General features: G+C 64.1%; 21 protein-coding genes. 11 read left to right on the top strand and 10 right to left on the bottom strand.

Going from position 1 to position 19,031, the window contains the following annotated elements; all coding sequences use genetic code 11:
* Positions 1–152: 152 nt before the first annotated feature.
* Positions 153–1,097: a glutathione synthase gene (gene gshB / locus AC1RZR_RS04870; protein ID WP_379093958.1), complete on the bottom strand. Its 945-nt coding sequence runs from the start codon at positions 1,095–1,097 to the stop codon at positions 153–155.
* A gap of 248 nt (positions 1,098–1,345) precedes the next feature.
* On the opposite strand from gshB, the gene AC1RZR_RS04865 reads away from it, so the two are divergent.
* From AC1RZR_RS04865 to AC1RZR_RS04820, 10 genes are all read left to right on the top strand, one after another.
* Positions 1,346–2,617 (top strand): glycosyltransferase family 2 protein, encoded by a 1,272-nt coding sequence (locus AC1RZR_RS04865; protein ID WP_481827815.1) that lies wholly within the window; start codon positions 1,346–1,348, stop codon positions 2,615–2,617.
* Between the two features lie 8 nt (positions 2,618–2,625).
* Positions 2,626–3,012 (top strand): GtrA family protein, encoded by a 387-nt coding sequence (locus AC1RZR_RS04860; protein WP_481827814.1) that lies wholly within the window; start codon positions 2,626–2,628, stop codon positions 3,010–3,012.
* Positions 3,013–3,113: 101 nt separating this feature from the next.
* Positions 3,114–4,913 carry a GtrA family protein gene (locus tag AC1RZR_RS04855; protein ID WP_481827813.1) on the top strand — a complete coding sequence of 600 codons (1,800 nt, stop codon included), beginning with the start codon at positions 3,114–3,116 and terminating at the stop codon, positions 4,911–4,913.
* A 148-nt stretch (positions 4,914–5,061) separates the two neighbouring features.
* Complete coding sequence (locus AC1RZR_RS04850; protein ID WP_379093946.1) at positions 5,062–6,411, top strand: putative bifunctional diguanylate cyclase/phosphodiesterase; 1,350 nt, start codon at positions 5,062–5,064, stop codon at positions 6,409–6,411.
* A 166-nt stretch (positions 6,412–6,577) separates the two neighbouring features.
* Positions 6,578–7,345, top strand: coding sequence for an SDR family NAD(P)-dependent oxidoreductase (locus AC1RZR_RS04845; protein WP_481827812.1), 768 nt, complete (start codon positions 6,578–6,580; stop codon positions 7,343–7,345).
* On the top strand, positions 7,342–8,286 hold the full coding sequence (locus tag AC1RZR_RS04840; protein WP_481827811.1) for a 2-dehydro-3-deoxygalactonokinase: 945 nt from the start codon (positions 7,342–7,344) through the stop codon (positions 8,284–8,286). The genes AC1RZR_RS04845 and AC1RZR_RS04840 overlap by 4 nt, the downstream gene beginning before the upstream one ends.
* The gene (locus tag AC1RZR_RS04835; protein ID WP_477268586.1) at positions 8,283–8,921 is read left to right on the top strand and encodes a 2-dehydro-3-deoxy-6-phosphogalactonate aldolase; all 639 of its coding nucleotides are present in this window, start codon (positions 8,283–8,285) and stop codon (positions 8,919–8,921) included. The genes AC1RZR_RS04840 and AC1RZR_RS04835 overlap by 4 nt, the downstream gene beginning before the upstream one ends.
* On the top strand, positions 8,921–9,802 hold the full coding sequence (locus AC1RZR_RS04830; protein ID WP_481827810.1) for an SMP-30/gluconolactonase/LRE family protein: 882 nt from the start codon (positions 8,921–8,923) through the stop codon (positions 9,800–9,802). The genes AC1RZR_RS04835 and AC1RZR_RS04830 overlap by 1 nt, the downstream gene beginning before the upstream one ends.
* A gap of 121 nt (positions 9,803–9,923) precedes the next feature.
* Positions 9,924–10,997: a D-alanine--D-alanine ligase family protein gene (locus AC1RZR_RS04825; RefSeq protein WP_481827809.1), complete on the top strand. Its 1,074-nt coding sequence runs from the start codon at positions 9,924–9,926 to the stop codon at positions 10,995–10,997.
* A gap of 87 nt (positions 10,998–11,084) precedes the next feature.
* Entirely contained in the window at positions 11,085–12,365 is a 1,281-nt protein-coding gene (locus AC1RZR_RS04820) for a low temperature requirement protein A (RefSeq protein ID WP_477268580.1), read from the top strand.
* Positions 12,366–12,404: 39 nt separating this feature from the next.
* Here AC1RZR_RS04820 and AC1RZR_RS04815 read toward each other — a convergent pair whose 3' ends face one another.
* The 4 genes from AC1RZR_RS04815 to AC1RZR_RS04800 form a co-directional block, all read right to left on the bottom strand.
* Positions 12,405–12,821, bottom strand: a complete 417-nt coding sequence (locus AC1RZR_RS04815) for a GFA family protein (protein WP_481827808.1) — start codon at positions 12,819–12,821, stop codon at positions 12,405–12,407.
* Between the two features lie 19 nt (positions 12,822–12,840).
* The gene (locus AC1RZR_RS04810) at positions 12,841–13,305 is read right to left on the bottom strand and encodes an SRPBCC family protein (RefSeq protein ID WP_481827807.1); all 465 of its coding nucleotides are present in this window, start codon (positions 13,303–13,305) and stop codon (positions 12,841–12,843) included.
* Positions 13,302–13,622, bottom strand: a complete 321-nt coding sequence (locus tag AC1RZR_RS04805; protein ID WP_135899705.1) for an ArsR/SmtB family transcription factor — start codon at positions 13,620–13,622, stop codon at positions 13,302–13,304. Before AC1RZR_RS04805 ends, AC1RZR_RS04810 begins: the two co-directional genes overlap by 4 nt.
* Positions 13,623–13,796: 174 nt before the next feature.
* Positions 13,797–14,342 (bottom strand): autotransporter, encoded by a 546-nt coding sequence (locus AC1RZR_RS04800; protein ID WP_481827806.1) that lies wholly within the window; start codon positions 14,340–14,342, stop codon positions 13,797–13,799.
* A gap of 179 nt (positions 14,343–14,521) precedes the next feature.
* Between AC1RZR_RS04800 and AC1RZR_RS04795 the strand changes: the two genes are divergently transcribed.
* On the top strand, positions 14,522–15,268 hold the full coding sequence (locus AC1RZR_RS04795; RefSeq protein ID WP_481827805.1) for a GntR family transcriptional regulator: 747 nt from the start codon (positions 14,522–14,524) through the stop codon (positions 15,266–15,268).
* Between the two features lie 10 nt (positions 15,269–15,278).
* Here AC1RZR_RS04795 and AC1RZR_RS04790 read toward each other — a convergent pair whose 3' ends face one another.
* The 5 genes from AC1RZR_RS04790 to dnaJ all read right to left on the bottom strand — a co-directional run bounded on the left by AC1RZR_RS04790 (position 15,279) and on the right by dnaJ (position 18,997).
* Complete coding sequence (locus AC1RZR_RS04790; RefSeq protein ID WP_477268569.1) at positions 15,279–15,566, bottom strand: DUF1330 domain-containing protein; 288 nt, start codon at positions 15,564–15,566, stop codon at positions 15,279–15,281.
* Between the two features lie 18 nt (positions 15,567–15,584).
* Entirely contained in the window at positions 15,585–16,298 is a 714-nt protein-coding gene (gene pyrF, locus AC1RZR_RS04785; RefSeq protein WP_481829020.1) for an orotidine-5'-phosphate decarboxylase, read from the bottom strand.
* A gap of 26 nt (positions 16,299–16,324) precedes the next feature.
* Positions 16,325–16,921 (bottom strand): NADPH-dependent FMN reductase, encoded by a 597-nt coding sequence (locus AC1RZR_RS04780; RefSeq protein ID WP_481827804.1) that lies wholly within the window; start codon positions 16,919–16,921, stop codon positions 16,325–16,327.
* Positions 16,922–17,148: 227 nt separating this feature from the next.
* Complete coding sequence (gene pmtA, locus AC1RZR_RS04775) at positions 17,149–17,751, bottom strand: phospholipid N-methyltransferase PmtA (protein WP_481827803.1); 603 nt, start codon at positions 17,749–17,751, stop codon at positions 17,149–17,151.
* Positions 17,752–17,866: 115 nt separating this feature from the next.
* Positions 17,867–18,997, bottom strand: coding sequence for a molecular chaperone DnaJ (gene dnaJ, locus AC1RZR_RS04770; protein WP_378919643.1), 1,131 nt, complete (start codon positions 18,995–18,997; stop codon positions 17,867–17,869).
* Between the last annotated feature and the right edge of the window lie 34 nt (positions 18,998–19,031).

The following is a 19,031-nucleotide window of genomic DNA, read 5'->3' as shown; positions in this document are numbered from 1 at the left end:
GCCCGTGTGAGGCCGGGAATGGCCCCACAGGGAGACAATCACAGTTCCCCGGTCAAATCAAGAACATTACAGGAACATGCAGTCGCACCGGTCGCGGCCGGGTTGTGCCTGGTTGAAAAGGCGGAACATGGTTAAGACAAAATGAAAACGGACTAGGTCCGCCGCTTGTCCTCGACCGCGTCCCAGAACAGGCTGGCAATGTCGGCGCCGCCAAAACGCCTGACTTCGCGCACGCCGGTCGGCGAGGTCACGTTGATCTCGGTCATGTAGTCGCCGATGACGTCGATGCCGACGAGGATGAAGCCGCGTTCCTTCAGCGCCGGCCCGATGCGGGCGCAAATCTCGCGCTCACGCTCCGTCAGCTCGGTCTTTTCGGCGCGGCCGCCGACATGCATGTTGGAGCGTGAATCGTGCTCGGCGGGCACCCGGTTGATGGCGCCGACCGGTTCGCCATCAATCAGGATGATGCGCTTGTCGCCCTTGCGCACATCCTTCAGGTAGCGCTGCACGATATAGGGCTCGCGGAACATCTGGCCGAACATTTCCAGGAGCGAGGCGAGGTTGCGGTCGGCCTCCAGCAGATGGAAGATGCCGGCGCCGCCATTGCCGTAGAGCGGCTTGATGATGATGTCGCCGAACTCCTTGCGGAAGGCGGCAACCTCGAGCGGATCCTTGGTGATCAGCGTGTCCGGCATCAGGTCGGAGAACTCGGTGACGAAGATCTTTTCCGGGCTGTTGCGCACCCAGGCCGGGTCGTTGACCACCAGCGTCTTCGGATGGATGCGCTCCAGGATATGCGTGGTGGTGATGTAGTTCATGTCGAAGGGTGGGTCCTGGCGCAGCAGGACCACATCCATTTCCGAAAGGTCCGTGCGCACCTTTTCGCCGAGCGAGTAATGGTTGCCCTTCTCGTCGCGCACCTGCATCTCCTCGATGCGGGCAAACACCTTGCCGTCGCGCAGCGACAGCCGGTCGGGCGTATAGTGGAACAGCTGATGGCCGCGCCGCTGCGCTTCCAGCGACAGCGCGAACGAGGTGTCGCCGGCGATCGACACCGTGGAGATATGGTCCATCTGGACGGCGATCTTCAGCTTCATGGCAAGTCTCCGGCGGCTCGGATGGGCAACTGTCTTGCCTGTACAGGCTCATTGCCCGTCTGCCAATCGTGACATTTTGAAGTTGGCATCAGCGATCCGCAACGCGGGGGAGGCCCTGACCGTTCCGGTCATTTGGAGACAAGGCGAGGCTGTGCGTCATCGTTTTCTTAAGCCTTGCCGTGCAAGGGTAAGCTCTGAATGCGCCCGGCCGATCTGACGCAGCCGGGCACTCGATGGAACAACGACCAATGAACGCCGTCACCGCCATCCGCGCCACCGCAACCAAACAGCTCGAACTCACCATCCTGATGCCATGCCTCAACGAGGCCGAGACGCTGGCCATCTGCATCGGCAAGGCCAGGGCCTTCCTCGACCAGGCGGGCATCTCCGGCGAGGTGCTGATATCAGACAATGGCAGCACCGACGGATCGCAGGCGATTGCCGAGGAGAGCGGCGCCCGTGTCGTCCCGGTTGCGCAGAAGGGCTATGGCGCAGCCCTTCTGGGCGGCATCGCTGCAGCCAAGGGCCGCTTCATCATCATGGGCGATGCCGACGACAGCTATGATTTCGGCGCGCTGGAAGCGTTCGTTGCGCGGCTGCGCGATGGCGCCGACCTGGTCATGGGCAATCGCTTCCAGGGCGGCATCGAAGCCGGCGCCATGCCGCCGCTGCATCGCTATCTCGGCAACCCGGTGCTGAGCTTTGTCGGCCGCCTGTTCTTCCGTATCAAGACCGGTGATTTCCACTGCGGCTTGCGCGGCTTCAACGCCGACAGCATCAGGAAGCTCGACCTGCAGACGACGGGCATGGAATTCGCCAGCGAGATGGTGGTGCGCGGCGCCCTTGCCGGCCTGCGCATCGAGGAAGTCCCGACCACACTCAAGCCCGACGGCCGCAGCCGGCCGCCGCATCTCAGGACCTGGCGCGACGGCTGGCGGCATCTGAAATTCCTGCTCGTCTACAATCCGCGCTGGATGTTCTTCATCCCGGGCACGGTGCTCGGCGGCCTTGGCATCGTGTTCGCGGCGCTGCTGGTGTTCGGGCCGCTGCGCGTGATCAACAATCTGTCGCTCGACCTCAACACCTTCGTTGCCGCCTGTTTCATGGTCGTCACCGGCGTCCAGCTCATCACCTTCGGTGCCATTTCGCGCTACTATGCCGAGATAACCGGGATCCTGCCGCGCAGCAGCCGGTCCGACTGGCTGACCAGAACCATCAGCACAGACCGTCTCGCCGCCAATGCCGGCATCTGCTTTGCCGGCGGCGTGCTGTTCTTCGGCTATGCCGTGGCGCGCTGGGCGCATCTCGGCTTCGGCCCGCTGAACGATTCCGAAATCCCGCGCATCGTCGTGCTGGGCCTGAGCCTGATGGTCATTTCACTCCAGGCCTTCTTCTCGGCCTTCCTGCTCGGTGTCCTGGAAATACCGGTCAAGCGGCTGAAAGCCGGCCAGGCCGGCCGTTCCAATGAATTACGGGCCAATGAATCGGCGGCCACCCAAACGCCGCCGCGCGACGCGTGAGCCAGGCATTGCCAGTCTTTGTCCAGACGCGCCTGTTCCGGTTCCTGACGGTCGGCGTCGGCGCCGCATTGCTGCTGTTCGTTCTGTCGTGGCTGCTGGTCTCGCTGGGCTTCTCGCCCTTCGTCGGCAGTGTCGTTGCCTATGGGCTCACCTTCATTGTTGCCTATAGCGCGCAGCGCGGCTGGACATTCGGCGGCCAGCACGATCATGCCAGCGCCATGCCGCGCTATCTCGCGCTGCAGCTCGGATGCGCTCTGTTTTCGGGGATGGTGTCGCACCTGGCGGTCACCCGTTTCGGCATGTCGGCGCTTGCCATGTCGGCGCTGATGACGGTTGCCGCAAGCACGGTGAGCTACATTCTGTCGTCCCTATGGGTGTTTCCGGCGCGCGATTAGCTGGATCGCGGGCGGCTTTACGCTTTGTGAAGCGGCCTGCGTTAGCCTGCGCTGATAGACATTGGCTGAAAGCCCATCCCATGCCCACCGCACATACCGCGATGCTTTCCAAAGATGGGGCACGCGCCTCCTGGCGAGCGGACCTCATTCTGGCGCTGCTTGCCACGCTCGGCTTCCTTGCCGTCAACGCCTGGGCCGGGTTCCCGGCGCTGACCAATGCCGGCGGCGACAATGACGATCTGCTGCGGCTGGTCGAGGTGCGCGACCTGCTGGCCGGCCAGGGCTGGTTCGACCTGCATCAATACCGGATGGGCCTGGACGGCGGCTTCGTCATGCATTGGTCGCGGCTGGTCGATGCGCCGATCGCCGCCATCGTGTTCGCCGTATCGAGCCTGACCGGCAGCACCACGCTTGCCGAGGACATCGCGCAGGTGGCGTGGCCGGCACTGCTCTTCGGCCTGACCATGGTCTTCATCATTCGTGCCGCACGCAGCTTTGCCGGCGATGGCGCGATGCTGCCCGCCGTCATCGTCGGCGCGGCGGCATTGTATTTCATCGGCATCTTCGCGCCGGGCGCGCTCGATCATCACAATGTCCAGCTGATGCTGACCGTTGCCAGCCTGAGTTTCCTGCTCGAAGCGCCTGTGCACCGGCCGGCGGCATTGCTTGCTGGCCTGTGCGCCGCGCTGACCTTGGCCGTCGGCATGGAAACTGCCCCCTACGTCGCCAGCATCGGCGTCGGCGTGGCGGCGCTGTTTGCCTTTGATGCAGCCGGCGAAAGGGGGATCGCCAGGGATTTCGGCCTTGGCTTTGCCGGCGTATCGGCTCTTGTCTTCGTCGCCACCATCCCGATCTCGGCCTGGAGCCAGGCACAATGCGATGCCTTCTCGACGGCACAGTTCGTCGTGGCGGCCCTTACCGGAACCGGCCTTGCGGCGATCGCCTCGATCGAAGCGGTCGGCCTCTCGCGCGGACGGCGTCTGCTGTCGCTTGGCGTGCTTGCCCTCGTGCTCGGCGCGGTCCTCCTTCTGCTGTTCCCGCAATGCCTCTCCTCTCCCTATGCCGGGCTTGATCCGCGGCTGCAGACGCTATGGCTCGATCATATCGAGGAGGCGCAGTCGCTGTTCCAGCTGGTCGCCCACGATCCCGCCGAGGTGGCGGCGCGCTATGCCACGCCGCTGGTGGCGATCGTGCTGATGGCGCAGCGCTTCGTCCGTGGCGGCTGGCGGCGGCAGGACAGTCTAGTTGCCGTGCTGCTGGTCGTGGCGTTCGTGGTCAGCGCCTGGCAAGTGCGCGGCTCGACCTTCTCGATCGCCTTCGCGGTGATCCCTCTTTCGGCCTGGATCGCCAAATGGCGGCGGCGGGCCGAAACCAGCCCGTCGCGCAGCTCGGCGCTGCGCATGGCCGCGGCCTGGCTCATCTCGGTGAACTCGATCTGGTCAGGTGCCGCCCAGGCGGCGTCGGCGGCGCTCGCAACCGGTGCAAAGATCGCCAGCGACGCTGGCGTCGACCCGGCCTGCCAGGCCAAGGCCAGCTTTGCCGCACTCGGCAGGCTGCCGGATACCACCGTGCTCGCTGTTTCCAATCTCGGATCGCCGATCCTGATTTACTCCGGACATCGCGTGTTCGCCGGGCCCTACCACCGCAACGTCGCCGGAAACCTGCTCGCGCTCGACGCTTTCCTCGGGTCCGATGCGCAAGCCAGGTCGATCGTCGGGGAGCATCACGTCGGTCTTGTCGCGCTCTGCCGCGGCAACCCCGAAAGCCAGCTTCTCGCCTTCACCGCGCCGGGCGGTTTTCTCGCCGGGCTGATGCGCGGCGACGTACCGGAATGGCTGGAGCCGATCGCGGACACACGTGGCGCCTCGCTCGAACTCTATCGCGTCCGGCCCAACGGCTGAGGATCTGCGTGAAGGCCTGACGCGCGTGGCGTCAACCCTGCTGAAAGCAATGCCTTTTACCCGCGAATAATCGATTTGGGGATACGTTTCCTAAAGGGTTTGCTGCCAGTCTGAGACTAAATTCCGACGTCACAAAACAGGGACACCGATGCAAACTTCGTTTGGCACCGGACAGGCAAACAGAGAGAGCACGGATCTGGCATTCACCGATCCGTTGACCGGGCTTGGCAACCATCGCCGCTTCTTCGACAAGGTCGATCGCCTGATCAGCGACCGTGCCGACGACCCGGCGCCGTTCACCGTCGGCATTCTCGATCTGGACGGCTTCAAGCCGATCAACGACCTGTTCGGGCACAAGGCCGGTGACGATATCCTGATCCAGGTCGCGATGCGGCTGCGCGCCTCGATGGACGGCTATTCCACGGTCTGCCGCATCGGCGCCGACGAATTCGCCTTTCTCTATCCGATGGTGTTCAGCGAGGACGCTGCGGCCGACAAGTCCCGCATGCTGATCGAGATTCTTTCGGCGCCCTATGATGTCGGCGAACGCACCGCCAGGCTTTCGGCCTCGGTCGGCTGCTCGCTGTTTTATTCGGGCGACGAGACCACCGAGATCCTGGTCAACAAGGCAGAGACGGCGCTCTACCACGCCAAGCGTTCCGGCCGTGGCCGCGTCGTCGTCTACACTCGCGAGATGGAAGAGGCGGCCAAGCGCGTCACCCGCATCGAACAGGCGCTGCGCCGCGCTGTCTCGGCCGGCGAGGTGGAGCCGCATTTCCAGCCCATCGTCGACCTCAACACGCGCCGCACCATCGGCTTCGAGACGCTGGCACGCTGGACCGATCGGGACCTCGGCTCCGTGCCGCCAACGGTGTTCATTCCCATCGCCGAGGAGCGCGGCATCATCGGCCCGCTGTCGCAGCTGGTGCTGCGCAAGGCGACCGAAGCGGCCAGAAGCTGGCCGAAGGACCTGTTCCTGTCGTTCAACCTGTCCCCCTCGCAGCTCGTCGACCAGAACACCGGCCTGCACATACTGGCAATTCTCGACCGCACCGGCTTCGATCCGCGACGGCTGGAGATCGAGATCACCGAGACCGGCCTGATGAACGATCCTGCCTCGGCCGAGAAGATCGTCGAGGATCTGCGCCGCGTCGGCATCCGCGTTTCGCTTGACGATTTCGGCACCGGCCAGTCCTCGCTCGGCCGCTTGCGCGAGTTCCATTTCGACAAGCTCAAGATCGATCGCGCCTTCGTCTCTTCCATTCTCGACGACCGCCCGTCCGAGCACATCATCCGTGCCATTCTCGCCATGTGCGAGGGGCTCGGCATGGACGTGGTCGCCGAAGGCATCGAGCAGGAGGCGCAGGCCGACCGCCTGGTCCAGTTCGGCTGCGCCGGCGGGCAGGGCTATCTGTTCGGCAAGCCCGTCGATGCCGATGCCACGCTCGGCTACCTCCGCGATTCCTTCCGCGGCGCCTTGCACGCCAAGGCGGTCTGACCGCCAATTTCGAAGCGGTCCGCAATCCCGATGATGCCGCCCTGCGCATCCGGTGCGGCGCATTGTCGTTTTGTCTGACATAAGCCCGCAAATCCGCCTTTTCGCCCTTGCCCGCAGGACTTCTCTGGCTAGGATGCGCGCCGGTCATGCAGGGAGAGAACAGATTATGATGCCTTCGGCGCATTTTGCCGACCTCGAGGGAGCCTCGGTGCTGATCACCGGCGGCGGCTCCGGAATTGGCGCGGCGCTGACCGAGGGTTTTGTGCGCCAGGGCGCCCATGTCGCCTTCATCGACATCGCCGATGGCCCAAGCATCGCCCTTGCCGACCGCATCGAGAAGACGTTCGGCCGCCGGCCGCTGTATCTCAAGACCGACCTGCGCGACGTCGAAGCCCTGCGTGCGTCCGCCGCCAGGGCGGCCGACGCACATGGCGATGTCACCGTGCTGATCAACAACGCGGCGTGGGACGAACGCCACGCCGTGGAAGACGTGACAGTGGAGTTCTGGGACAACAACCAGGCGGTCAATCTGCGGCCGCATTTCTTCACCGCACAAGCGGTAGCGCCGGGCATGAAGCGGTCCGGCGGCGGCTCGATCATCAACTTCACCTCGACGTCCTATCTGATCAATCACCCCGACATGCCGGCCTACACTGCCGCCAAGGCCGGCATCCTCGGCCTGACCAAGGGGCTGGCCGGCAAGCTCGGCGTTGATGGCATCCGCGTCAACGCCGTAGCACCCGGCTGGGTGATCACCGAGCGGCAGAAAGAGCTCTGGGTGACCGAACAGGCGCTGGCCGCCCATGTCGCCAAGCAGTGCATCAAGCAGGTGATGCAACCGGACGACATCGTCGGCACGGTGCTGTTCCTGGCCTCGGACGCATCGCGCATGCTGACCGCGCAGATGCTGATCGTCGATGGAGGTTTCCTGTGAGCGAAGCGCCGGCGGTAGCGGCCGTGGACTGGGGCACGACCCGCATGCGGGTCTGGCTGATCGATAAGAGCGGCAAGGTTGTTGCCGAACGGCGTGGCGATGACGGCCTCATCACCGCTCAGCAGAAAGGCTTTTCGAGCATCCTCGAAGGGCATCTGGCGGCGATGGCCGCGCCGGAGGCGCTGCCCGTCATCATCTGCGGCATGGCCGGCTCGCGCCAGGGCTGGCTCGAGGCGCCCTATGTCACCGTGCCGGCGCCGCTTAGTGCCATCCTGGCAGGTGCCGCCCGGGTGCCCGGCCAGGACCGCGACATCCGCATCGTGCCGGGCCTTGCCCAACGGCTGGCCGATGCGCCCGACGTCATGCGGGGCGAGGAAACCCAGCTTGCCGGCGCCGGCCTGCCGGCCAACGGACGCCAGCTGGTCTGCATGCCAGGCACCCATTCGAAATGGGTGCTGGTCGAGGACGGCGCTGTTGCCGGCTTCGGCACCTGGCCGACCGGCGAGCTGTTCTCGGTGCTTGCCGCGCACTCGATCCTGCGCCATTCGCTTGGCGAACACCCTAAGCCGGTCACCTCGGACAATCCATTCTTCCGCCGCTGGTGCGAAACGGCATTGACTGAGGACGGCGATGTCACCTCGCGGCTGTTTTCCATCCGCGCCGCCGGCCTGCTGCAGGATCTGCAAGCGGACGATGCCGCCGCCTGCCTGTCCGGCCTGCTGATCGGTGGCGAGATTGCCTCGGCCAGCCGCCGCCATGGCGCCGGTGCGGAACCCGTCGTGCTGGTCGCGTCCGGCGCGCTTGCAGCACTCTACCAAGTCGCACTCGGCCTTGCCGGGCTTAAGGTCCGCACCGTCGATGCCGACGAGGCGGTGCGTGCCGGTCTCGTCGAAGCCGCGCGCGAGAACGGCATGATCGCCAGAACCGGAGCAGCCCTATGAGCCAGACCGCACCTTTTCCCAAGCTCAAGCGAGGACTGGTCGCCATCCTGCGCGGCCTCAAGCCGGCCGAGGCGATCGCGATCGGCCAGGCGCTGTTCGACGCCGGCATCGAGGCGATCGAAGTGCCGCTCAACTCACCGGAGCCCTTTACGTCGATCGCCCGGATCGTCGAGGTGCTGCCGAAAACAGCGCTCGTCGGCGCCGGCACGGTGCTGACAGCAACCGATGTCGATGGCTTGCACAAGGCCGGCGGGAGACTGCTGGTCAGCCCCAACATCGATGCCGAGGTGATGGCGCGTGCGATGCAGTACGGCCTGGTGACGATGCCCGGCGTGTTCACGCCCACCGAGGCTTTCCAGGCGATCCGGCTCGGCGCCTCGGCGTTGAAATTCTTCCCGGCGAGCGTGCTCGGTGCGGTAGGCATTTCCGCGATCCGGGCTGTGTTGCCGGCGCAGACATTGGTCGGCGCTGTCGGCGGTGTCTCGGAAAAGGACTTTGCCGGCTACAAGGCTGTCGGGGTGACGGTGTTTGGTCTTGGCTCCAGCCTGTTCAAGCCGGGCATGAGCGTCGACGAGGTGGCGGTGCGCGCGCACGCCGCCGTCACGGCCTGGGACGCGGTGTTCGGAGAAGCATGATGAGCGAAGCGGCCGTTTCGGTTTTTTCCGATCATATCTGCCAGCTCGGCGAAGGGCCGAGCTACGATCCCGCCACCGATGCGCTGTTCTGGTTCGACATCGTCAACGGCCAGCTTCTGGAAAAGCCCGTGGCCGGCGGCGCGCTGAAAATCCACGAGCTTGGCCAGATGGCAAGCGCCATCGCCATCATCGACGACCAGCGCCAGCTGATCGCCACCGAGACCGGCCTCCATGTCCGCGATGTCGCGACCGGCACCATGACGCTGCACACGCCTATCGAGGCCGACAATCCAGCCACCCGGTCCAACGATTCCCGTGTCCATCCCTGTGGTGCGCTGTGGACGGGCACGATGGGCAAGGCGGAGGAAAAGGGGGCCGGTTCGATCTACTGGTTTTTCAAAGGCGAACTGCGCCGCCTGTTTTCGGACATCACCGTGTCGAACTCGATCTGCTTTTCGCCGGATGGCGCGCTCGCCTACTACACCGACACCTCGACCGGACTGTTGATGCGGGTCGACTGCGACCCGGCGACCGGCCTGCCCTCCGGCGAGCCGAAAATCTTCGTCGATCACCGTTCGGCCAAGGGTTATATCGACGGCTCGGTGCTCGACCGTGACGGCGTGCTGTGGAATGCAGTCTGGGGCGGCAAGGTGCTCAAGGCCTACGCCCCTGACGGCACGCTGCTGCGGTCTGTCGCCATGCCGGTGACGCAGCCATCCTGTCCGGCCTTTCTTGGCAAGAACGCCGACCGGCTGGCAGTGACGTCCGCCTGGAAGGGGAAAGACGACAAGCAGCGCCAGCTCGATCCGCAGGCGGGCATGACCTTCCTGCTCGACATCAAGGTCAACGGCCGTTTCGAGCCGCGCGTGCTGATCGCGTGATTGAACCGCGATCGGCCGGTGCGCTGTCACGCAACCGTCCGACCCGGTCGGTTTCGCGAGAGCCGATTGCCCTCGCCGTGCGATGGTAGGCGATCCAACCGCTGGAAAACCGTGCCAAGTCATGACGAGCCAAAAGCCAAAACTGATCCTCGTCCATGAGCCGGAAAAAGCCTGCTTCGACCGTCTGGTCGCCGACGGCCATGCACCGGAGCGTGCCGCCGAAATCGCTTCCTATCTGGCGCAGTCGACCGATCTCGCCCCCGAATTCGACGCGCTTGCCGCCGCCTCCCAGGCACGCGGCCTGTCGTTCACGGCACTGGCGCTCGACGATGCGGCAAGCGTGCTCGCCGGCGAGCATCCCGGCACGGCACTGGTCTGGACGCTGACCGACGGCATTGCCTATTTCCGCGGCGGCGCCGCACCCGCTTTGGCGAGGCTGGGCGGGCTCAAAACGATCGGCGCCGACGATGCGCTGTTCGCGCTCTGCCAGGATAAGTTCCGCTCCGGGGCGGTGCTTGGCGCGCTCGGCCTGCCGGTGCCGCCGGCCGGTCTTGCCCGCGATGGCAGATGGCTGGTCGAACCGCCAGCGTCTGCCGCCGGCTGGTTCGTCAAGCCCAACCGGCTTGGCGCCAAGATCGGCATCTGGGCGGATTCGCGCACCAGCGATCTCGGCCATGCCCTGGAGCTCAGCCGCCGCGTGTTTGCGGCCTATCGCGATGACGTCGTCGTCCAACCCTATGTCGCCGGCCGCAACGTGCGCGCCAGTTTCCTCGGCCTGGTGCAGGGCGCTGGCGTCGAAGCGCTTGGCGTCGCCTTTGTCGATTCGGGCGGCGATTTCCAGACCATGGCGGACAGCCTGGCGCTCTACGGCGACACTGGCGAGGCGGCGAAGGCGGCGGGACATTATGCCGAACCGGTGCTCGTTGCGGTCGCCGACAGCCAGCTGGTCGCCGACGCCAGGATTCGCGCCATCGCCGAGCGGCTGATGAGCGGGCTCGGCCTGCGCGACGTATTCTCCATCGATCTCCGGGTCGAGGCGGATGACACGGTCCATCTCATAGAGTTCGAAGTCTGCCCCGGCCTGCCCTGCTTCGACTTTCGCGCCTATTGCCGCCAGCAATGGGGTCTGGAGCTTGCCGACGCCATGGCCGAGGCCGCGGCGAGCCGGCTGGTTGGCCCAAACCATCGTATTTGAACGGCGCGGCAGCTCCGGCTGTGCGCCTTGACGCGTCCTGCCTTGCGTCTAGTGTCGGCTCACGACCCTCAAGCCGAAGGCCGCGCGATGACCACCACGCCCGTCAACCCCGAAGCCCTTCATCATCATGTCAGGCGCATGGCCGGGCGCGATCCGCATGAGGTGCATCGTGTCGCGACGCCGCTCGAGCTTCTGTTCGACCTGACCTTCGTGACCGCGTTCAGCTTCGCCTCGTCCCAGCTCGCCCATGCGCTGGCCGAGGGCCACTACGCTGCCGCCTTGCTCGGCTTCGCTTTCGCCAGCTTCTCCATCTGCTGGGCCTGGATCAATTTCTCCTGGTTCTCCTCGGCCTATGACACAGACGACTGGATCTTCCGCCTCGTCACCATGGTACAGATGATCGGCGTGCTGGTGCTGGCGATCGGCCTGCCACGCATGTTCGCCTCGATCGAGCACGGCGAGCACCTCAACAATTCGGTGATGGTGCTTGGCTATGTAATCATGCGGGTGGCGATGGTCTTCCAGTGGCTGCGCGCTGCCCGGCAGGACCCCGCCCGGCGCCGCGCCTGCCTGACCTACGCCACCGCCATCGCGGTCGCCCAGATCGGCTGGTTGGTGCAGATCGTCGTGGATTTCCCAGTCGGCACCAGCATCATACTCGCCTGCATTCTCGGGCTCATCGAACTGGCGGGGCCAGTGATCGCCGAACGCAAGGATGGCGGCACGCCCTGGCATGCGCACCACGTGACCGAACGCTACAGCCTGTTCGCCATCATCGCCCTGGGCGAGGGGGTCGTCGGCACGCTGGCGACCCTGTCGGCCGTGGTCGAGGAGCAGGGCTGGACCGTGGATGCGGCACTGGTCTGCGTCGCCGGCACCGGGCTCACCTTCGGCATGTGGTGGGTCTACTATATGCTGCCCTCAGCCCCGATCCTGCATGCGCACCGCAACCGATCATTCATCTGGGGCTACGGGCAGATGCTGATTGTCGCTGCCATTGTCGCGACGGGCGCCGGGCTGCATGTCGCGGCCTATTTCATCGAGCACAAGGCGCATATCGGCCCGGTTGCAACGTTGCTTACCACCGCCGTTCCCGTCGCTTTCTTCCTGGCGGCGATCTATGCGCTCTACACGTATCTTGTTCAGCGCTTCGACCCGTTCCACATCTGGCTGCTGCTCGCCACCGCGGCTGTGGTGGCGCTTGCCGTCCTCGCAGCACTTGCCGGCGTCGACATGGCTGTCTGCCTGATCATTCTGATGCTGGCGCCGGCCGTCTCCATCGTCGGCTACGAAATGCTCGGGCACCATCATCAGGCGGAAGCGCTGGCAGGCGTCGAACACTCGACGCGACAAGAAGCGAACCGCTAATTCGGATCATATCGGCCGGTTTGCGACTGCCCAGCAGAGCTATCCATGCGGCATTCGCTCGAATGCCTGCAACGAGGAATCAATCGTGTCCCAGGCATGGCCGCCGACCGTGTAGGTGACTACCTGTGGATTGAAATCGCCGGGGTCGTCGAGGCTGGTCGCGTGGACCGCAATCAGGTCCGGCATGGCGACGAATGTCAGGTAGACCGGTGCTCCGCAGGTCGGGCAGAAGGCATGGATCTTTTCGTTGCCGCTGGCGCCTTTCACACGCCAGGTGCTCGCCTCACCGGTGATTTTCATGTCGGCGCGCCGGCCGAAGGTCAGATAGGATCCATGGCCGGTGCCCGCGCGCTTCTGGCAATCGAGGCATTGGCAGTGGTTCTGGAAGATGGGCTCACCGCTTGTTTCATAGCGGATCGCGCCGCACGCACAGCCGCCGATATAGCGCTTGGTCATTGTCGTTCTCCCGCTGGGGTCAGGCCGATTTCGGCTTGGCGAAAAGGTCGATGCCACTGCCGGTTTCGAGGAAGGATTTCATGCTGGACAGCACGGCCGGCCATCCTTGGCTGATGCCTTTCGCCATGCCGCTGCCAGCTTCGAGTTCGTCATGGGTGACGGTCAGCCGCACCATGGTGTCGTATTCCTCGATGCCGAACGTAACCCGGCTGTATTGTGACGGATCGCCGGCCTGCGAGGCGTTCGCCCAGGTCATGACGAGACGGGTCGGCGGCGAGATCTCGACGACCTCGCCGACGAGTTCGACGGTCCGCTCGTCATTGGCGCGGATATGTTCCCACTTCGATCCCGGCTTCCAGTCGGAGACGTTCTCGTGGCCCCAGTAGCGCTTCGCGATGTCAGGCCTGATTATGGCCTCGAACACTTTTTGCGGCGTCGATCTGATATAGGTCACGTAGACAAAGCTGGTCGTTTCTCGGGTCATTGGTCGTCTCCTTCGAGTTCTTGCTTCAGGTCGTGCAGCAGGCTCAGCCGCTGGCGTTCGAATTTCCGCACCCACCGCTCGTAGACTTCGTGCAGCGGCACAGGGTTGATGAAATGCAGCTTTTCCCGGCCGCGCTTGACCGTGCTCACCAGATTGGCCGCCTCCAGCAGGTCGATGTGCTGGGTGGCGGATTGCCGGGCCATGTCCAGGTTTTCGCAGAGCTGACCGAGCGTCTGCCCGTTCTTCTCACACAGAAGGTCAAGCAGCCTCCTGCGTGTCGGGTCGCCCAGTGCCTTGAAAACCTTGTCGGCGTCCATCAGCCTCACTCGTCCGCTTGTAAGGCTACAATATGCAGGTATTTACCTGCATGTCAACGGCAGCAATTCCAGGAAAGTGTGAAACGGTTTTCCCGGGAAAAGCGCGTAGCGCTTTCCCTGGGGAATCGCGTCAAACAAAGAGATACCGGCGCCGTGGCGATCAGCTGGCAAAGGCTACTCGGGCTGAATGGGCCGTGCGCCGGCCATGTAGCGGTCGTTGTCGAACGGCTCCGCATGGCTGTCGGCCAGACTCCACAGCTGGCGGCTGGTGCCTGGCAGATCACCCAGGTAAACGTGAAGCGCTCCCGAGCGGCCATTGCCCGTATTCGCAACCGAGTGAATTGTATCGGGGGACATGTGCGTCACCGCCGGTGCCACAAAATCCTGCCGTTCTGGAGTGTCAATTTCGTCGCCGGTGGCCGGGTAAATGAAATTTGTCTCGCTGCCCCTGTAGATGCCGATCAAGGCATCCATCAGGTGGTTGTGCGGCGGATACTGCACGCCGGGAGAGAGCGTGATGTGATAGATCGTCAGGTTGGGGCTCGCATGCAGGAGCAACTCATCGTCTTCCTCCTCGTGAACGAGCCTGCCGAGCGAATGGAAACGGTTCGTATAGAAGCTGAGCACGGCCTTGACCCCATCGAAGGGATCGGGGTCTGCCGCCGCGTTGACGATATCCGTGATGGCAGGGTACAGAGGGGAGTCGGCGGATAGGGGCATTCCACGGTTCCTGTCTGAGATGCTCAGTTGAGGTATCTAGGACGGTCAACGCTAGCCAATGCCGATGCCGACGTCAATCGGGGGCCAGGGCATGATCCCGAAAGGGGAATCCGGTTTTCTCGGACAAACGGTTTCCGTTTGTCCGGAGATCATGCAGAATAAATGGATAGTGCGAAATCATGAAATCGACGAAAGCCACGCCATCGAAGTCGCCCGATACCACGGTCGGGACGACGGCACTGTCGACGGCGGACGTCCTGCGCAGCCAGCAGGCATACGAGCAGTTGAAGAGCGACATCGTCGCCTGCGTCCTGTCGCCCGGCGAAGCCTTGACGGAGAAGCAGATCGAGGCCCGCTACGCGATCAAGAAGGCGACGATCCGCTCAGCGCTGGCCCGCCTCATGCAGGAAGGGCTGGTCAGTAGCGAGCCGCGTCGCGGTTATATCATCACCACGTTGACCTTGCGCGACGTCGGCGAGATCTTCGACGTCCGCAGCCTGATCGAACCGGAAGTGTTCAGGTTTGCCGCCCCAGGCATCACCGAGCGGGGGCTGGATGACATCAGGCTGGCCGCAAGAAAGGTGCTGAAACCCGAAACGCTGCGCAGCCATGTTGCGTTCCTAGCGGCCGACCGTGGCTTTCGTCTGGCGATTGCCGAACTGTCCGGGAACCTGCGGCTGGCACAGCTCCTCAGTCAGATTCTCGATCAGTCGGAGCGCGCGCTGCATCTCGGCTTCAAGTCACGCGATTTCACCCAACTGATCATCGAACAGCAGAAGCAATTGCTGCAAGCCTGCGAGAAGAGCGACGTTCCCGGCATTGTCAAACTTGCCCGCTCGCACTGCCTCGCCCTCAAGCACCAGCTGATCGGAGCCCTGCTTGGCGGGGCGAAGCTGAGGGAAGTGAACCTTCAGGACTTCGTCTGACGCGGCGACTTCAGATGCCTTCGACCAGCACGATCTCGCCGTCGGCGACCTTCTGGCGGATGGCGACGGCGCGCTGGTATTCCGGCGAGTGGTAGCAGTCATGCGCCGCGGCGAGCGATTCGAATTCGATGACGACGTTGCGGGCGCGCCCGACACCCTCGGCCAGCTCATGCGCACCGCCGCGCGCCAGGAATTTCGCGCCGAAGCGCTCGAAGGCAGGCTTGGCAGCGGCAACGTAGTCCTTGTAGCCTTCGGTGTCGTGCACATCGACACGAGCGATCCAGTATCCCTTGGGCATTCTTTTTCTCCCTGGTCCTTACGCCGAGCGCATTTCGGCGATGATCGCTTCGGCCGCTTCTCGCCTGTCGGCCACCGCGACGATCGGTCGGCCGACAACGAGGTGGCTGGCACCGTTGCGGATTGCTTGCCCCGGCGTCACCACGCGCTTCTGGTCGCCATGGTCGCTGCCGGCCGGCCGGATGCCGGGCGTCACCACCGCCATGTTGGGCCCGACGATGCGGCGCACCGCTTCGGCTTCCGCGGCCGAGCAGACGATGCCGCCCATGCCGGCATGCAGCGCCTGTTCCGAGCGTCTCAGCACCAGCGTATGCGGGTCATATTCATAGCCGACGTCGATCATGTCCTGCTCGTCCATTGAGGTCAGCACGCTGACGGCGAGCAGGCAAAGCTCGCTGCCCCTGGCCGCTTCCACAGCTGCCCGCATCGCCTTGGGATAGGCATGGATAGTCAGCATGGTCACGCCCATCTTGACGATGTTCTCGACGCCCTTGGCCACCGTGTGGTCGATGTCTAGCAGTTTCATGTCGAGGAAGATCTTCGTCCCGCCGCTGGCCAGTTCCCTGGCGAAGTCGAGCCCGCCGGCGAAGGCCAGCTGATAGCCGATTTTGTAGAAGGAGACGACGCCGTCGAGTTCGCGCACTGCCTTCTCGGCCTCCTGCACTGTCGGCACGTCGAGGCCGACGATCAGTCTTTCCTGGATGGATTGGGCCTGTATCGATTGGGGCTGCATGGATTTGGTCCGCATGGTATCGGCGATCACGCCTCGATCCGGGTGGACAGCATGCGCGATGTTTCGATCAGCGTGCGGCATAGGTGCTCCATCGATTTGTACAGTCTTTCGTCGCGGAAATTGCCGTCCTCGTCGAAGGCGCTGCCGCCCTCGGGCACCGAGCATTCCGGCGTCACCACCTCCATCTGGCAGCGCACCAGCACGGCGCGCAGATGGTTGATGCAGCGGATACCGGCAAAGTGGCCGTTGGAGGACGAGCAGAGGCCGGCCACCTTGCCGGCAAGCGGCCTGACCGGCCGGCCGCCATCCCTGCGCACCCGGCTTACCCAGTCGATCGTGTTCTTCAGCAGCGGCGGAATGGAGCCGTTATATTCGGGCGTGGCGATCAGCAGCCCGTCATGGGCGTTCACCAGGCGGCCGAGTTTCAGGGCATTTTCGGGAACGCCTTTTTCCTTTTCCAGGTCCTCGTCGAGGATTGGCAGGGGATAGTCGGCGAGCGTGATGCGGGTCACCTCGGCGCCCTGCATGGCGAGCTCCTTTTGCGCCACATCGGCCGTCCTGCCGCTGTAGGCGCCGCTGCGCACCGAGCCGGCGAAGACGAGGATTTTCGGGATCACTGCCATTGGCCAACCTTGTTCCCGGACAGGTACAGCCAGAGACCGCTCAAATCAACGCACCGGTCCAAAAATCGAAACCGATTTTGGCGGCACATGCGTGAAGGGTGTGTTGAAATTCAGGTCAGGCCGAGCCGAAAAGGGTGGCTTCCGAGAACGGAGCGGAGCGTACTTTTCGCACGTGAGCACCGGAAGCCGCCGATTGCAGGCCGGGCTCACCTGAATATCGGCACACCCTAATGCGCTTCGCGCCGGTAGATCCATAGCTGTGTCGGCGGGATGTTGCGGAAGATGAAATCGAAATGCTTGACCGTGTAATCACCACGGCCGGCTGGGATCGGCGACATCGGGCCATAGGTCAGCTGCACGATCGGCCGGCCGACCGGGATGCGGTCGAGCAGGCTCTCGATATAGGCGATGCGCTGGGCGACCGGAAAATTGAGCAGCGGTACGCCGGAAACGACGGAATCGAAGATCATCCCGCTCTTGTCGCCAAGCGTGGCGTTGAGGTTGAAGGCATCGCCCTCGATGACGTTGACGCCGGGATAGAGCTGCCGCAGGTGGCGGACGAAATCGGTGGAATATTCGACCGCGTAGAGGTTTTCGGGCCGCACGCCCTGGGCCAGGATGGCGCGGGTGATGACGCCGGTGCCGGGACCGACCTCGAGCACCGGCAGGCCGGATTTCGGATTGACGATCGAGGCCATCTTGCGGGCGGTGATCGAGCTGGTCGGCACGATCGAGCCGACCGTCTTCGGCTTGTCGATCCAGCCCTTGAAGAATTTGAGTTCGTCGTCGAACTTTTCGGCAAGCGCCTTCCGCAGTCCGGGACGTGTCATGCAAGCTCTCCTCAACTCTCCCCGCAAGTTACTTAACACCTGAGCGGCGCAAGGCAAGGCAAGGCGGCGCCGATGTCGTGGATAAGATAACTTTCGTCGCGTCTCGCGATATGCATCACCGCTCGCCGAAGGACTCGAAGAAATCCTTCATGCGAGCGAAAAATCCGCTCGATTGGGGCGAATTGTCCTGCGAGGAGAGCTGTTCGAACTCCTCCAGCAGCTCGCGCTGGCGGCGGGTGAGGTTCTGCGGCGTCTCGACCGCGGTCTGGATGTAGAGGTCGCCGACATTGGGCTGGCGCAGCACCGGCATGCCCTTGCCCTTGAGGCGGAACTGGCGTCCGTTCTGGGTGCCTTCCGGCACCTTCACCTTGGTCTGCGTGCCATCCAGCGTCGTCACTTCGAAGGAACCGCCAAGGGCGGCCGTCGTCATCGAGATCGGCACCTTGCAGTAGAGATCGGCGCCATCGCGCTGGAAGAACTCGTGCGGCTTCACCGCCAGGAAAATATAGAGGTCGCCTGACGGCCCGCCGCGCAGGCCGGCCTCGCCCTCATTGGCAAGGCGGATACGGGTGCCGTCCTCGATGCCGGCCGGGATGTTGACCGACAGCGAACGCTCTTCGGTGACGCGGCCCTGGCCGGCGCATTTCGGGCATGGGTCCTTGATGGTCTGGCCGCGGCCCTGGCATTGCGGGCAGGTGCGCTCGATGGAGAAGAAGCCTTGCGTGGCGCGCACCTTGCCATGGCCGTTGCACATGGAGCAGGTGACAGGCTGGGTGCCGGGCTTGGCGCCGCTGCCCGAGCATTCCGAGCAGGAGATCGAAGCCGGCACGCGGATCTGCGCTGTCTTGCCGGCAAAGGCCTCCTCCAGCGAGATTTCCATATTGTAGCGCAGGTCGGCGCCGCGCTCGCGCCCGCCCGACGAGCGGCGCTGGCGCCCGCCCATCATGTCGCCGAAAATATCCTCGAAGATGTCGGCGAAGCCGCCGGCGCCAAAGCCTTGCGCACCGCCATTCATGCCGCCCTGCTCGAAGGCCGCGTGGCCGAAGCGATCATAGGCGGCGCGCTTCTGCGGGTCCTTCAGCGTCTCGTAGGCTTCGTTGATTTCCTTGAACTTGTGCTCGCAGGAATGATCGCCGGGGTTGCGGTCGGGGTGGAACTGCATGGCGAGCTTGCGGAAAGCGCTCTTGAGCTCCTTCTCGTCGGCGCCTTTCTGGACACCCAGCGTTTCGTAGAAATCAGCTTTCATTTTTTCCCGCTGTCCAGATGCTCAACGTCTTGAA

The organism is Mesorhizobium bavaricum (assembly GCF_056781655.1).
Note: the sequence above shows the minus strand (reverse complement) of the source record. Positions and strands in the feature narration are given on the sequence as shown.